We start from the raw sequence: 14893 nt of genomic DNA on the forward strand, positions 1-14893 counted from the left end.
CGGGGGTACAATGGCGGCGTTCCTGCGATTTCTGCTCATCGGCCTGACCTTGCTCGCGGCGGCGCGCGTCTCGGCGGGAGACTCCCGCGACGACGGCCAGGTCGATATGGCGCTGATCGTCTCGGTGGACGTGTCGGGCTCGGTCGACGAGCGGCGCTATGAATTGCAGATGGACGGGATCGCCAAGGCGCTGAACGATCCGGAAGTCATCGCCGCCATGCTGAGCGGCCCGCGCGGCCGCATCATGTTCACCATGGTCGAATGGTCGGAACAGGCCGAGCCGGCCATCCCCTGGACCCGCCTCGCCTCACGCGAGGACATTCTGGCTTTGGCCGCCCGGGTGCGCCGAACGCCGCGACCGGCGGGTGAATTCACCTGCGTCGCCCATATGATGAGCGTCGTGCATGACCTGATCGTCCCCACCCTGCCGGTCGCCGCGCGGAGGGTCGTGATGGACGTTTCAGGCGACGGCGTCGACAATTGCGACGGCGAAGACGCCACCGCCGACATGCGCGACCGGCTGACTGCCGAAGGGGTGACGATCAACGGCCTGCCGATCAATGAAAGCAATCCCGAGCAGCCGCTCGGCGCCGGCGCCTATCGCGCGCCGGGCCGCCCGTTCGAGAACCGCGCCAATGTCGCCGAGATCAAGACACTGGAGCCATGGTACCGTCAATATGTGATCGGCGGCGACGGCGCCTTTCTGGTCCCGGCGCGCGGCTATGGCGATTTCGACCGCGCCATCAAGCAGAAATTCGCCATGGAAATCAGCGGCCGGCCACCCGCGTCCACGCGAATCCGCCTCAGCGCAGCAGCGTCGCCTTCACCCACCAATCCGGATGGCCGCGCGAAATAGCCTTCGCCGCCGCGCCCGCCTGGCGGCAGGATTCGAACAGAGCAAAACAGGTGGCGCCGGAGCCCGACATGCGAGCGAGCCGGCAGCCGCGCGCGCCGCTCAGCACCGCCAGCACATGGCCGACCACCGGCGCCAGCACGCAGGCCGCGTCCTCCATGTCGTTGCGGCCCTTTTTCAGGGCGCGCAGCAGGCTTTCAAAATCCATGCCCGACGCAATCGCCGGATGCGGGCCATAGCCCAGGCTCTCGCCGGGCCGCAAGCCGAGCTTCTGGAACACCGCCCGCGTCTCGACCGGGACGCGCGGATTGATCAGCACGGCGAAAAGCGGCGGCAGCGCAATCGGCGAACCGAGCCTTTCGCCGACGCCGCCCATCATTTTTGCACGCGGATCGATGCAGACCGGGATGTCCGCGCCCGTCTGGCGCGCGGCGGCGTAAATCGCCGGATCGTCGGCGGCGAGTCCATTGGCCCGGGCGAGCAGGCGCAGGGCGGCGGCCGCGTCCGAAGAGCCGCCGCCGATCCCCGCCGCGACCGGCAGGCGTTTGACGAGATGGAAGGCGCCCGAGATCAGGCCCGGCTTTTCCGCCCTGAGCGCGCGTTCGACCCGCGCCACCAGATTGTCGCCGCCGTCGCCCGCCTCGAAAGCCGTCGGGCCTTCCAGCGTCAGATCGAAATATTCAGCGGGCGTAAAGCTGAGGTAATCGCCCGCTCCGGCGAAGGCGACCAGGCTTTGCAATTCGTGATAGCCGTCGGGGCGGCGCCCTTCGATATGCAGAGTGAGATTGATTTTCGCCGGGGCGCGGGACGCCAGTACGGCGGCCAAATTGACGGCGGCTGTGACTTTCGTTTCCGTCATAGAGCTTTCAGTTCCGGCGCCGGCGTGAATTCCGGATCGCCTTCGAGCAGTTTGAATTTCCCCGCGACCCAATCGGCGCGGGCGGCCAGAATGCGCTCGCGGTCGGAGGATACGAAATTCCACCACAAGAATCGCGGGCCATCCATCGCGTCGCCGCCGAGCGCGGCGAGCCGGCTCGTCGCCGTCGCGCGCACCGCCGCCCTTGCGCCCGGACGGATGACGATCAATTGGTCGGCGCCAAAAGTCGCGCCGTCAATCTCGACCTGACCGGAGACGATGTAGAAGGCGCGCTCGTCATGGCCGCCGCAAAATTCGTAGATGGCGCCCTGATCGAGCTGGATATCCGCGAAAAAGCAGGTCGAGAAGGTTTTGACCGGCGCCTGATGGCCGTGCAGGGTTCCAATCGCGAGGCGCAAGCGCCAGCCCTCGCCTGCGATCTCGGGCAGGGCCTCGCGCTCGTGATGCTCGAAGCTCGGCTCGGTTTCCTCGAATTTCTTGGGCAGGCCGACCCAGAATTGCAGCCCGTCCATGCGCCCGCCCGAGGCGCGGAAATCCTGCGGCGAGCGCTCCGAATGGACGATGCCCCGCCCCGCGACCATGAGATTGACCGCGCCCGGGGAAATTTGCTGGGAGCTGCCGAGCGAATCGCGGTGAAACATTTCGCCATTAAGCAGATAGGTCAGAGTGGCGAGGCCGATATGGGGATGCGGCCGCACATCAATGCCGGTTCCCGGCGCGAAATCCGCCGGCCCCATACGGTCGAGGAAGACGAAGGGGCCAACCATGCGCCGCTTGGCCGAGGGCAGCACGCGGCGCACGCCGAAGCCGCCGAGGTCCTTCGCCACCGGAACGACGACGGTTTCGACCGAAGCGGGCGCAAGCTCGGACATGACTTCACTCCACGTCGAGGGGGGCGACGCTTTTGGCGGCGCCGTCCGCCCCTTGCACGATCTTCTCGATGCGCGCCTCGGCGCTCTTCAACAGCGTTTCGCAATGTTTCTTGAGGATTTCGCCGCGCTCATAAAGCGCGATGGACTTGTCCAGATCGACATTGCCCTTTTCGAGCGCGCCAACGATTTCCTCAAGCTCGCGCATGGCGGCTTCGAAGCTCAAACTGGCGACTGTTTCGGGCTGGCTCAATGTCGTCTTCCGTCCTGTTCTTCGCGCTCCAATATGGACCGCGCGGCCGCGCTCGACAAGTTCAGCCCCTTATGCCCACCCTCAGGCCAGGGGCCGGACGCTCCTGCAGCACGTCGCGGCGGAAGCGGAACAAAGCCGCCGGACGCCCGCCGGTGGCGTGCGACATTTCCCCAGTCGGCTCGACCACGGCGGAGGCCTCGACGAGGCGGCGGAAATTCTGCTTGTGCAGGTGACGCCCGGAAATGGCCTCGACCGTGGTCTGCAAGGCCGTCAGCGTGAAATTCTCCGGCATTAGCTCGAAGATCACCGGACGATATTTCATCTTGGCGCGCAATCGGCCCATGGCGGTGGCCAGAATCCGGCGATGGTCGGCCTGCATGGATTCGCCGAGTGGCGGCCGCTCCTTGAATTCCGGCGCCGGCTCGCGGCCGTCGCGCACGCTCTCCTCGACCAGACCGGCCTCATAGAGCAGCTCGTAACGGTCGAGGACGTTTTCTTCGTCGAAACGGTCGCCATCCTCGCCAAACAGCAGGCGGACTCGCTCCAAACGCGAGAGGCCGCGCCGATGGGTCGAATCGCCGCCGCGCGCGACGAAGGCGCGCAAGCCCGGCATGATGGCGGCGTCGATCAGCGGCGGACGGCCCTGCCGCCAATCCTCCCAGGGGAAAAAGCGATACCATTCGCGAAAGCCCGCGTCCGGCGCCGTTGCGATGTCCTCTCCGCTGATGCGGGTGAGCGCGAGATAGCCGATCGAAACCACATGGGGGTCGCGGCTGTCGGCGCGGCTGTGGCGACCGCGATCGCCGAAAGTGTAAAGCTGTTCGACATAGCCGACGGGCACGCCGGTCTGTTCGGCGACCCAGGCGCGCAGGCCCATCTCGAAGGTGCGGTGATTGACCGGGTCGAATGGACCGGACGGCAACGCAGCCACCCCCGCGCCGAGATCTTCGCGCCGCGCGCCGCGCGCCACCAGAATCAAGGGCGCGTCGCCACGAACCGCGACGATGGCCGCCGTGAGGCCGATCTCCACCGGGACCGATGGATGGGGGACCCCGTTCATGCCAGATCCATGCAGAAGATTTCGCCCTCGAAACATTCGGCGCCGCGCCCGATCGATTCGCTGGCGGCAATCATCCTTCCTTCGCGCGACAGCAGCGAGTCGGCAAGTGCGATCAAATGCCTATTCGGCGTGGCGGAGGGCGATAGCCGGCGCAGTTCTCGCGCGATTTCGTCTTCCGGCCTCGGCGTCAGCGCACAGGCTGCGATGAACGCCGCCGCGGGCGAGCGGCTGACGCCGGCATAGCAATGAATGACGAGCGGGCGGGCGCGATCCCAGCCGCGGACGAAAGCCAGCAAGGCCTCGACATGTTCGAGGCCGGCCAGCACATGGCCGTCGCGGGGCGCGACAATGTCAGACAGAGCTAGCACCAGATGGCGATGCGGGACGATGCGTGACGGGCGAGGCGGCGGCGGTGGCGGACTGAGCAGGGAAATCAGACTTTCCGCGCCGCTTTGCTCGACCACCTGTTCGACTTTGCCGAGCGGACAGACATAGAGCCGGCCCATCACAGCCCCCTGTCAAAGGCTTTGAACCGGTCCAGGAACAGCGCCTGCGCCTGCGCCGAAGACATCGGCGCCAGCAGGGGTTCAAGCGGCTCGGGCGCGATGTCCGGCGCGCCGAACAGGCTTTTCGCCTCGTCGGCCTCGAAGCCGGCGTAGCGCGTGGCCTCGAAAAAAGCCGAGATGCGGTCGGCCTTCTTGGTCAGACGTTCCAACGCCGCGGGCGGATCGGGATTGAGGGAAAATCTTTGCAGGATCGCCTGCGCCAGCCGCGCCTCGAACTCGCGATAGACGCCGCCGAGCGCCGCCTTGAAGGGCGAAATCATGTCGCCGATGACATATTCCGGCGCGTCATGCAGCAAGGCGTAGAGTTTTCCGCGAGGCGAAAGAGTAGGGTCAATCAGGGCGCAGATATCCGCCACCAGAACGGAATGCTGGGCCACCGAGAAGATCACGCCGCCCTGCGTCTGGCCATTCCAGCGCGCGACGCGGGCGAGGCCATGCGCGATGTCCTCGATCTCGACGTCCAGCGGCGAGGGATTGAGAATGTCGAGACGGCGTCCCGACAACATGCGCTGCCAGGCGCGCGGCGCAGCCTTGGCCTTCATGCGCGCTCCGAATTGTTATAGGCCAGCTGGCAGCCCTGATGGCGATGGCAATCGACCAGATGGTCGTTGACCATGCCGACAGCCTGCATGAAGGCGTAAATGATCGTCGGGCCGCAGAATTTGAAGCCGCGCTGCTTCAATTCGCGCGAGAGCTTTTCCGAGACCGGCGTCAGGGCGGGAACCTCGTCAAGGGCGCGAAACCTGTTCACGATGGGGCGGCCGTCAACGAAATCCCACAGAAAATTGGAAAAGCCCTGCCCGGCCTCGATTTCGAGATAGAGCCGAGCGGAGGCCACGGTTCCGGCAATCTTGGCGCGATTGCGGATGATTCCGGCGTCCTGCATCAGGCTCTCGAGCTTGGCAGGCTCATAGGCCGCGATCTTTTCCGGGTTGAAGCCATCGAAGGCGCGGCGGAAATTCTCGCGCTTGCGCAGGATGGAGATCCAGGACAGTCCGGCCTGGAAGCCATCGAGAATGAGCTTCTCGAACAAAGCGCGGGACTCCAATTCCGGCACGCCCCATTCGTCGTCGTGATAGGCGACATATGCCTGGTCCTGCCCCGGCCAGGGGCAACGCAATCTCCCGTCGGGATGGAGAATGGCGATTCGTCTCGGAGCGTCCGTCATATTGAAAGATTTAGCGGCTTGGCGGCTGTTCGCCAAGGACAGGCTCTTAACGCTCCTTGATATATTCAGTTATTCATATATATGCTGAATAGAGAAAGGGAGCCTCCGATGATTCTCGACTGGCCCGAAACCACCCAGAAACTTTCCGCGCAATTGCGCGACCTGCGCGCGGGTGAAGGCGTCGCCGATGTGATGAAGACATTTTCGGCCATGGCTCAGAACGCCACAAAGGCCGGCGCGCTCGACGCCAAGACCAAGGAGCTGATCGCTTTGGCCATTGGCGTCGCCACGCGCTGCGACGATTGCATCGCCTTTCACGCCAAAGCCGCCGCAAAACTCGGCGCGACCCGCGAGGAGGTCATGGAAACGCTTGGCATGGCGATCTATATGGGCGCCGGGCCGTCGGTCATGTACGCCAGCCACGCCGTCCAGGCCTTTTCGCAATTCGCCGCCGAGACAGTCGATGCCTGAAATCAGGCCAGCCGCAGCCGCGTCTCGCCGCTGACCAAGGCCTGACCGGCTTGGGCCGCCTCTTCGGCGCGGTCGATGCGCAGCAAGGCGAGGCCCTGCGCACCGGCGCTCGATCCCATGGTTCCGACCCGGATTTCGCCCGCCATGACAATGGCGCCAGGCGGCGGCGCGGCGCCTTCCAGCACCACTTTCAGCACGCGATTGCGCGTGGTGCCGCGATAATGCATGCGCGCCACCACTTCCTGTCCGACGAAGCAGCCCTTCTTGAAATCGACGCCATTGAGCTGGTCCATGTCGGCCTCATGTGGAAAGGCGTCGCCATAGGCGAAATCCACGCCGCCCTCGGGCACGCCGAGCGCGATGCGATGGGCCGCGTAATCGGCGAGGCCGAAATCGCCACCGAATGTCAGCATTTGCGCGGCGACCTTGTTCGCCGGGACGACGAGGCGCGTTCCCATGTCCGCATGGCGCGAATCGCGCACGCCCTCGCCCGGCGCGCCATCATAGAGCGCGATGACGCTTGAGTTTTCGCTCTCGTCCGAGATCTCGACCTTGGCGCGCAGCTTGTACATGGTCAGGCGCTTGACCAGATCGGGGATTTTCTCGCGATTGACGTCGAGCAAGATGGCGTCGGGGGTCGCGCTCATCAGGAAATCGAACAGGATCTTGCCTTGCGGCGACAGCAGCGCCGCCCAGCGCGCCTCATCCTCGCCGAGCGTCACGGCATTGCCGGTGACAAGACCTTGCAGGAAGCTGCGCGCCTCCGGGCCGCCGACCCGCACCACGCCACGATCCGTCAAAAGAGCCGCTTTCATCGTCTTCCCCACTTCGCACCCTTGGCACTCTTGCGACGCCTGCACGCTGGCGGCTCTCGCACATGGCGCCGCCCTGTCCAAACGCATTTGTCCGATATAATGTCGGCCTCGCTCCAAACCAACGCGGCCATGCAAGCTTTGGTCCGCGCCCGAACAAAAAATCCGGAGGCCCCATGCCGCAAAAAACCTATGATGTGATCCTGCGCGGCGGCGTGTTGGCCAATCAGGACGGAATCGCACCGCGCGACGTCGGAATTATTGGCGAGACCATCGCCGCCATTGGCGACCTGTCACAGGCCAGCGCCGGGGAAATCATCGACTGCGCCGGGCTGCACATCCTGCCGGGCGTGATCGACAGCCAGGTCCATTTCCGCGAGCCCGGCCCCACGCACAAGGAAGACCTCGAAACCGGGTCGCGGGCCGCCGTGCTCGGCGGCGTCACCGCCGTATTCGAAATGCCCAACACCAATCCGCTGACCACGACGCCCGAGGCCCTCGCCGAAAAAGTTTCCCGCGCGACATCGAGAATGCATTGCGATTTCGCCTTTTACGTCGGCGGCACCCATGAAAACGCCAGACATGTCGCGGAACTGGAGCGCCTGCCGGGCGCCGCCGGCATCAAGGTCTTCATGGGATCTTCGACGGGCTCGCTGCTGGTGGCCGACGATCTCGGCGTGACGGAAATCCTGCGCCATGCCCGCCGCCGCGCCGCGTTCCACAGCGAGGACGAATATCGCCTCAACGAGCGCATGAACGAGCGTATCCCGGGCGATCCGGCCTCGCATCCGGTCTGGCGCGACGTCGAAACCGCCCTGACCTGCACCAAACGCCTGATCGCCATCGCCCGCGAGCAGCGCGCGCGCATCCATGTGCTGCATGTCTCTACGGGCGAGGAAATCGCCTTTTTGGCGGCGCACAAGGATGTCGCCAGCGTCGAGGTCACGCCTCATCATCTGACCCTGTCAGCGGACGAATACGCCACGCTGGGCACGAAAATCCAGATGAACCCGCCCGTGCGCGACAAAAGCCATCGTGAAAGGATCTGGCTCGGACTCGATCAGGGCGTGGTGGATGTGCTGGGCTCCGACCACGCCCCGCACACGCTGGACGAAAAGGCCAAAGCCTATCCGGACAGCCCCTCCGGGATGACCGGCGTGCAGACCCTCGTGCCGATCATGCTCGACCATGTCGCGGCGGGCCGTCTGAGCCTGCAACGTTTCGTCGATCTCACCAGCGCCGGGCCGGCTCGGCTGTTCCAGATCGCGCGCAAGGGCCGCGTCGCGGTGGGCTATGACGCCGATCTGACCATCGTCGATCTCAAGCGGCGGGAAACCATCAGCGACAAATGGATTGCCTCGCGCTGCGGCTGGACGCCCTATCACGGCAAGGAGGTCACGGGCTGGCCCGTCGGCACATTCGTGCGCGGCGCCCGCGTGATGTGGGAAGGCGAAGTTCTGGCGCTCTCGACCGGGAAGCCGATTCGCTTTCTAGAGGCGCTGTAATCAGGAGGCCGCCATGCTGGAAGCGATGGAAATTGTCGACATGGCGGATTTCGACGTCGCCTTGATTCCGGTAGAGGTCGAGGCGGCCCGCATCCGGGACGTCATGGGGTCGACGCTGGCCGAGCTTCGCGCCGCCGTCGCCGCCCAGGGAATTGCGGCGGACGGCCCATGGCTCACACATCATTGGCGGCAGCCTGGTGAAAAATTCCTGTTCGACCTTTGCCTGCCGACGCCGCGCCCCGTCGCCGCGACGGGCCGCATCCGCCCCGGCGTCATATCGGCGGCAAGGATCGCGCGCTGCCATTATGTTGGAGATTACTCCGGCCTGCCGGGGGCATGGACCGCATTTTCAAGCTGGGTTGCGGCGCAAGGCGTGAAAACCCGCGCGGATTTCTGGGAAATTTATCTCTGCGGCCCGGCGTCCGGCCTGCCGCCACAGGAATGGCGGACAGAGCTTGTTAAGCCGCTCGACTGATCCCTGAACGCGCCCGCCTCAATCCCTCGGCGTCGTACGACAGACCCGCAGGATGGGATGGTAGAAATCCCAGTCCGAAACCTGAACGCGTTTCCGGAAGACGCAATTGGTCTTGCCGGAATGATCGGCGAGAACCGTCATCAGGTGAACCTCGGGGTCGCGCCAGTTGCGCTCCATATAGCCATTCGGGTCATATTTGTACTGGCCCCCGACCCAATAGGAATCATAGATCGGACCCGGATCGGCGTCCCAATAGGCCTGTCCCTGGACCATCTTCATATTCTGCGCCTGCGCCGGGGCCGACTGCCCGCACAGGACGAGGCTTGCGCCCAACATCGCTTCAGCGATCAAAAGCCGGGTAAACATTTTCATGACCTTTCCGCGCTTGCCTTTTAATTAGAGGCGCGAAGGAAAAACTCAACCTCCGAAAAGTTTTTCCAGGATATTGCGGTTGTCGGGGGCTGGCGGCAGGCGGTCGCCCGTCGGCGCGCCGGGAATATCCTCGGGCGGAACAGGCGCGTCATCGCCGCGCGGCGCGGCGGAGGGCGGCGCGGCTGGCCGCCCGGCCCCGGTCATGATCGTCGGCGCGGAGGGATTGCTGGTGTCCATATGCGGCGCCTGCTGGGGCGGCGGGTTTTGCGCCGGCTGCGGGAAGGGCCAGAGCGAGGAAGCGGGACCGGCGAGGCTTTCGCTGCGCCAGCCGCCGCTGGGCAGGCCCGCGACCGCCATGCCGCGCAACGCCTCGCGCATGTAGCGCGACCAGATTTCGACCGGCAGATTGGCGCCGGAGGCCTTTTTGGTCGGCGAATTATCGTCATTGCCGAGCCAGACGCCGGTCACGAGCTGGCCGGTGTAGCCAACGAACCAGGCGTCGCGGTAATCCTGGCTGGTGCCGGTCTTGCCCGCCGCCTGCCAGCCGGGCAGGTCCGCCTTTTTGCCGGTGCCGATGATCAGCGTCTGCTCCAGCATGGAATTCATCATCGCCACATAGGTCGGATCAATGACGCGGCCATTGCTCGACCCCTTGCGGGCGTAAAGCAGCTTGCCGTCCGCCGTGCGGACCTTGGTGATGATATGGGACTGCACCCCGATGCCGCCATTGGCGAAGGGCACATAGGCCGTCGTCAGCTCGAGCGGCGTGACCTCGGAAGTGCCAAGCGCGATCGAGGCGTTGGGCTGCAGTTCGGAGGCGATCCCGAGCCGATGCGCGGTCTGGATCACCGCGCGTGGTCCAACCTCCAGGCCCAGCCGCACCGCCACCGTATTGAGCGACAAGGCCAGCGCTGTCGTCAGATTGACCGGACCCATGAATTTATGGGTCGAATTTTCCGGCTGCCAGCCGCGCACATTGATCGGGCCGTCCTCGCGCACGCTGTCCGGGTTCAGTCCGTGCTCCAGCGCCGTCAGATAGACGAAGGGCTTGAAGGACGAGCCCGGCTGACGATGCGCCAGCACCGCGCGGTCGAACTGGCTATCCTCGTAATCGCGCCCGCCGACCAGCGCGCGGATCGCGCCGGTTCCGTCGAGCGAGACCAGCGCCCCTTGCGAGACGCCGAATTTGCCGCCCTGCTTGTTGAGAACGTCGGTCAGGGCGCGCTCCGCCGAAGCCTGCATGGCGGGAGCGATGGTCGAGGTGACCACAATATCCTCGTCGATGGCGCCGATGGTGTCGTCGAGCACGTCCATCACATAATCGGCGGCGTAATTGAGCGAACCGCCGGCGCGCCCGCGCACGGCGTGAGCGGGATGCGCCAGCGCCGCCTTGGCCTCGGACTCCGTGATGAAGCCCTCGCGCGCCATGGCGGTGACGACCTGGTTGGCGCGGTCGATCGCTGCAGATTCATTGTGATTCGGCGCAAGCTTGGTCGGCGCCTTCATGAGCCCCGCAAGCATGGCGGCTTCCGGCAATGTCGCCGCCTTGGCCGAATGGCCGAAATATTTCTGCGACGCCGCATCGACGCCATAGGCGCCGGAACCGAAATAGACCCGGTTCAGGTAGAGTTCGAGAATTTGGTCCTTGGAATATTTATGCTCCAGCCAAAGCGCGAGGATCGCCTCCTGAATCTTGCGCGAAAAAGTGCGCTCCTGCGTCAGGAAGAGGTTTTTCGCCAATTGCTGGGTCAGCGTCGAGCCGCCCTGCATCGATCCGCGGCCAATGATGTTCTTGGTAAGCGCGCGCATGATTCCGACCGGATCGACGCCCCAATGGCTATAGAAGCGCCGGTCCTCGATGGCGATGAAGGCTTTCGGTAGATAAGGCGGCAGGTCCTGCACGGGAATCGCCGCGCCGCCGGTGTCGCCGCGATTGGCGAGCAGCGAGCCGTCCACCGCCAGCACGGCGATATTTGGCGGGCGCTTGGGCACCGCGAGCTGGTCGATATGCGGCAGTTGCGAGCCATAGAACACGAAAAGCCCGCCGGCCCCGATCACGCCCCAGATCGCCAGCACGAAGCCCCAGTAGAACAGGCCGCCGAGCAGCGAGCGCCGCGCCTTTTTCTTCGTCTTGCCGCGCGCGGGCTTTTCGCTGGCGGCGCCGCGATCCCCGCGCGGCGCGCGCTTTTCCGCGACGATGCGCGGCGCGGCTTCGTCGTCTCCGGCGGAAAATCTGGGCTCGATGCGCTCTTTCAGCGCCTTTTTGCGCGCCATGTCTTGCGATCCGACTTCCCGATGGGCCGCCTTGCCGGGCGGCTTCGCCAGCGAAGAATCAGCGCGCGCGACGGGCGCCGAAGGGAATCGGCGGCCGCGATCCTTCGCTTCCGGCGAAAGACAGAATAAATCCGGCGGTTTAAGGGCCAGTTAACCGTTAAGGCCACAGGTCGATTGGCTTATCCCCATCCGCGAAACCGCCAATTGGCGCGCGGCGCTTGCTTTGCCAGACGAGCCGCTGCAAAGTTGCGCCCCCGCAAGGCAAGTTTTGAAATCTGGAACGCCGCCCCATGAAAGTCACGCTTGAGAGAACGGCTCTCCTGAAGTCGCTCGGTCATGTCCATCGCGTCGTCGAGCGGCGGACAACCATTCCGATTCTCTCCAACGTCCTGCTCAGCGCGAGCGGCGGCGGTTTGCAATTGAAGGCGACCGACCTCGACCTCGAAGTCACCGAGACCACGCCGGCCGACGTCAGCCAGCCGGGCGCCACCACCCTGCCCGCGCATACGCTCTATGAAATCGTCCGCAAGCTGCCGGACGGCGCGCAGGTGTCGCTGGAAAGCGGAGACGACAGCGGCCAGCTGCAATTGCGCTCGGGCCGGTCGCGCTTCAGCTTGCAGGCCCTGCCGGAAAGCGATTTCCCCGATCTCGCGGCGGGCGAGCTCAGCCACAGCTTCAAGCTGGGCGCGGGCGAACTGAAACGGCTGCTCGACAAGACGCAATTCGCCATTTCCAATGAGGAGACGCGCTATTACCTCAATGGCGTATTCCTGCATGTGACGGAAGTAGACGGCAAGTCCCTGCTTCGCGCGGTCGCGACCGACGGCCACAGGCTGGCGCGGCTCGAAACCCCGGCCCCCGCGGGCGCGGCTGGCATGCCCGGCGTGATCGTGCCGCGCAAGGCGGTCGCCGAAGTGCAGAAGCTGATCGAAGACCCGGAAGCGGAGATCTCGATCGAGCTGTCCTCGGCCAAGATCCGCTTCACGCTGGGTTCGGTCGTGCTGACCTCCAAGCTGATCGACGGCTCCTTCCCCGATTACGCCCGCGTCATTCCGCCCAGCAATGACAAGTTCCTCACCGTCGAGCGCAAGGATTTCTCGGACGCCGTAGACCGCGTCTCGACCATTTCCTCGGAGCGCGGGCGCGCCGTGAAGCTCTCCGTCGCCGACGGCAAGCTGGTGCTCTCGGTCACCAATCCCGATTCCGGCTCAGCCGTGGAAGAGCTGGAGGTCGATTACGACGCGCCGGCGCTCGAGATCGGATTCAACGCCCGCTATCTGATCGACATCGCCAACCAGCTCGATAGCGATACGGCCTTGTTCAAGATGAACGATTCCGGCTCGCCCACCATCATTCAGGACCGCGACGGCGCCAGCGCGCTCTATGTGCTCATGCCCATGCGCGTTTAGCCGGGCGCCAAGGCGCATTCCTATACGAATAAGAAGTCTTCGCCATTATTGGCGACGAGCTGGTCCTTCGTCACATTGGCCAGCGTGATCGTATTGTTTGCGTCAAGCGTGATCACGGCGCCCTGAACGCTGTCGGTAATCGCCGCGCGCAAAGCGTTCCAGTCGGCGAAGACGGCGGTCGAGAATTCGATGACGTCATGGCCGAACCCCTCGACGACAAAGTCGGCGATGGTGTCCCGGCCGAAGCCCGGCTTGAACACAAAGGTGTCGGAGCCCTGTCCGCCGATGAGCATGTCATTACCGCCCTTGCCTTCAAGACGATCGGCGCCGGCAAGACCATTCATGTAGTCGGAGGCGGAACTTCCGTTCATTATGTCATCTCCGTCGGCCATAAGCGCATCCGCGCCTTGCCGGTCGATCGTGTAGCTGTCGATGAGCGTGCCGCCGTTGGCGACCGACCAGAACTCGAAAGTGATCGTCGCATCGCTGGCCTGCACCAGCATCGTCCCGTAATCGGCGCTGTAAAACACCTGGCTTCCCGAGACGGTTGTGCCAAGGCCGTATTTCCCGAATCCCCCAAGGCCCGTGACGAAATACGGCATTGTCTGGCCGTCTCCGTTGTCGTCGCGCAAGATGCGCTCGTAGTCGTGATCATGGCCGTTGAGAACCGCCGTGGCGCCCCAAGCCTCGAACGGCCACTGCATATTCGTCGTCGATCCGTGCTCCACTCCGGATGAGTATGGTGGATAGTGCGACACCACGAGGTTGAATGGAGAATCCGAGGCCGCGAGCCCTGATTGCAGCCAGCTGGCTTGAACCGAGGGGTTCTTGTAGCCGTCGGGCTCATAAGCAGAGTTCAGCGAGAAGAAATGGATCGACCCCATCTGGTAGTCATAATAACGCTCATTATCCGGCAGAGTGAAATAATTGTAATAGTTGATCGCATTGGCGCCGCCGGAGGGATCCTCATATTCATGGTTTCCTACCGCCGGGAAGAAGCGGTTGATTGCGCTTCCTGCGCCATAAGCGCCGACGTAATTGCCGATATAATTGCTGTAATAGCGTCCGATCTGTTCATCTATTGGAACGGAGGTATACAAATTGTCGCCGGTCGTGACGATGAAGTCGACATTCATGCCCGCAATGAGATTGGCGACAGCCTGCTCGCCTGAGCCGCCGCCGTAATCGCCGAATGCCGCGAACCGCACTTCCGCCACGTCGCCCACGGAAACCGTGATCCCCTTGGTGACGCTCAGTCCGCCCTGGTCGGTGGCGGTGATATCGAGACCGATCGTCGCCGCGCGCTCGAAATCAAGGCGTTGGCCGGCCTTCAGTTTGAGCTGGTTGCCCACCACTTCGAACCTGGAGTCGCTCACGGTGTAGCTGTGCGTGTCTCCAACGTCGTCCGTCGTGGACAGAGTCCCGACGACAGCGCCCGAAACATTCTCCTTGACCGGTTGGGGGGCGTTCAGTGCGATCGCGGTCGGTGCGTGATTGAAGCCGGGGCCATCCTCATTCGTGATCGTGCCCAGCCCCTGGCCGTCGACGATGACGCCGCCATTGGTGGCGTTGGCAAGATTGACGAAGAAGGTTTCGTTGGGCTCGATAGTCGCGTCGCCATTGATGACGACCGAGACTGTCTGCGTCGTCTGGCCATAGGAAAAGTTCAGTACGCCGGTAGACGCCACATAGTCGCTGCCGGCGGCAGCCGTTCCATCGGCGGTGGCGTAGGCGACGCTGAACGCCGCCGTCCCCGTGCGGCTCACCGTGAAGGTCAGCGTCTTCGTTCCGGAATCGCCCTCGATGATCGATGCGTCCCCAATCGAAATATCGCCAACCACGGCCGCCGCGAGCGTATATTCGACGTGAAGCAGCGGCGCCGCCGCCGCGTTGCCGTCATAGGCCCAGGCCGTGCGCGTGCCGGAGCCG

The 14893-nt window shown here is 64.3% G+C and carries 16 protein-coding genes; 5 read left to right on the forward strand and 11 right to left on the reverse strand.

What is annotated here, in order from left to right; genetic code table 11:
• Window positions 1–10: 10 nt before the first annotated feature.
• The gene (locus QZ409_RS15330) at window positions 11–856 is read left to right on the forward strand and encodes a DUF1194 domain-containing protein (protein ID WP_296713034.1); all 846 of its coding nucleotides are present in this window, start codon (window positions 11–13) and stop codon (window positions 854–856) included.
• Here the strand turns inward: QZ409_RS15330 and QZ409_RS15335 are convergent.
• The 7 genes from QZ409_RS15335 to QZ409_RS15365 form a co-directional block, all read right to left on the reverse strand.
• The gene (locus tag QZ409_RS15335; RefSeq protein WP_296713035.1) at window positions 804–1712 is read right to left on the reverse strand and encodes a 4-(cytidine 5'-diphospho)-2-C-methyl-D-erythritol kinase; all 909 of its coding nucleotides are present in this window, start codon (window positions 1710–1712) and stop codon (window positions 804–806) included. The genes QZ409_RS15330 and QZ409_RS15335 overlap by 53 nt on opposite strands.
• Window positions 1709–2602: a pirin family protein gene (locus tag QZ409_RS15340; RefSeq protein WP_296713036.1), complete on the reverse strand. Its 894-nt coding sequence runs from the start codon at window positions 2600–2602 to the stop codon at window positions 1709–1711. The genes QZ409_RS15335 and QZ409_RS15340 overlap by 4 nt, the downstream gene beginning before the upstream one ends.
• A gap of 4 nt (window positions 2603–2606) precedes the next feature.
• Window positions 2607–2852 carry an exodeoxyribonuclease VII small subunit gene (locus QZ409_RS15345; protein ID WP_296713039.1) on the reverse strand — a complete coding sequence of 82 codons (246 nt, stop codon included), beginning with the start codon at window positions 2850–2852 and terminating at the stop codon, window positions 2607–2609.
• A gap of 61 nt (window positions 2853–2913) precedes the next feature.
• Complete coding sequence (locus QZ409_RS15350) at window positions 2914–3912, reverse strand: NAD regulator (protein WP_296713041.1); 999 nt, start codon at window positions 3910–3912, stop codon at window positions 2914–2916.
• On the reverse strand, window positions 3909–4418 hold the full coding sequence (locus tag QZ409_RS15355) for a protein tyrosine phosphatase (protein WP_296713043.1): 510 nt from the start codon (window positions 4416–4418) through the stop codon (window positions 3909–3911). The genes QZ409_RS15350 and QZ409_RS15355 overlap by 4 nt, the downstream gene beginning before the upstream one ends.
• The gene (locus QZ409_RS15360) at window positions 4418–5020 is read right to left on the reverse strand and encodes an HD family hydrolase (RefSeq protein WP_296713046.1); all 603 of its coding nucleotides are present in this window, start codon (window positions 5018–5020) and stop codon (window positions 4418–4420) included. Before QZ409_RS15360 ends, QZ409_RS15355 begins: the two co-directional genes overlap by 1 nt.
• The gene (locus tag QZ409_RS15365; protein ID WP_296713048.1) at window positions 5017–5646 is read right to left on the reverse strand and encodes a DNA-3-methyladenine glycosylase I; all 630 of its coding nucleotides are present in this window, start codon (window positions 5644–5646) and stop codon (window positions 5017–5019) included. The genes QZ409_RS15360 and QZ409_RS15365 overlap by 4 nt, the downstream gene beginning before the upstream one ends.
• A 108-nt stretch (window positions 5647–5754) precedes the next feature.
• On the opposite strand from QZ409_RS15365, the gene QZ409_RS15370 reads away from it, so the two are divergent.
• A complete protein-coding gene (locus QZ409_RS15370) occupies window positions 5755–6117 on the forward strand; it encodes a carboxymuconolactone decarboxylase family protein (protein ID WP_296713050.1) in 363 nt (120 codons plus the stop codon).
• 2 nt (window positions 6118–6119) lie between these two features.
• Here QZ409_RS15370 and QZ409_RS15375 read toward each other — a convergent pair whose 3' ends face one another.
• Window positions 6120–6932 carry a folate-binding protein gene (locus tag QZ409_RS15375; protein ID WP_296713052.1) on the reverse strand — a complete coding sequence of 271 codons (813 nt, stop codon included), beginning with the start codon at window positions 6930–6932 and terminating at the stop codon, window positions 6120–6122.
• Between the two features lie 173 nt (window positions 6933–7105).
• Between QZ409_RS15375 and QZ409_RS15380 the strand changes: the two genes are divergently transcribed.
• Window positions 7106–8434, forward strand: a complete 1329-nt coding sequence (locus tag QZ409_RS15380; protein WP_296713054.1) for a dihydroorotase — start codon at window positions 7106–7108, stop codon at window positions 8432–8434.
• A gap of 13 nt (window positions 8435–8447) precedes the next feature.
• Window positions 8448–8909 (forward strand): GyrI-like domain-containing protein, encoded by a 462-nt coding sequence (locus QZ409_RS15385; protein WP_296713056.1) that lies wholly within the window; start codon window positions 8448–8450, stop codon window positions 8907–8909.
• A gap of 18 nt (window positions 8910–8927) precedes the next feature.
• Here QZ409_RS15385 and QZ409_RS15390 read toward each other — a convergent pair whose 3' ends face one another.
• The gene (locus QZ409_RS15390) at window positions 8928–9281 is read right to left on the reverse strand and encodes a hypothetical protein (RefSeq protein WP_296713057.1); all 354 of its coding nucleotides are present in this window, start codon (window positions 9279–9281) and stop codon (window positions 8928–8930) included.
• Between the two features lie 45 nt (window positions 9282–9326).
• Window positions 9327–11555 carry a PBP1A family penicillin-binding protein gene (locus QZ409_RS15395; protein ID WP_296713058.1) on the reverse strand — a complete coding sequence of 743 codons (2229 nt, stop codon included), beginning with the start codon at window positions 11553–11555 and terminating at the stop codon, window positions 9327–9329.
• 290 nt (window positions 11556–11845) lie between these two features.
• Between QZ409_RS15395 and dnaN the strand changes: the two genes are divergently transcribed.
• On the forward strand, window positions 11846–12964 hold the full coding sequence (dnaN, locus tag QZ409_RS15400) for a DNA polymerase III subunit beta (protein ID WP_296713060.1): 1119 nt from the start codon (window positions 11846–11848) through the stop codon (window positions 12962–12964).
• Window positions 12965–12984: 20 nt separating this feature from the next.
• On the opposite strand, the gene QZ409_RS15405 is transcribed toward dnaN, so the two are convergent.
• Window positions 12985–14893, reverse strand: a 1909-nt coding sequence (locus QZ409_RS15405) for a Calx-beta domain-containing protein (protein ID WP_296713062.1), incomplete at its 5' end; no start/stop codon positions are given.

The organism is Rhodoblastus sp. (genome assembly GCF_019449565.1).
Taxonomy (GTDB): domain Bacteria; phylum Pseudomonadota; class Alphaproteobacteria; order Rhizobiales; family Beijerinckiaceae; genus Rhodoblastus.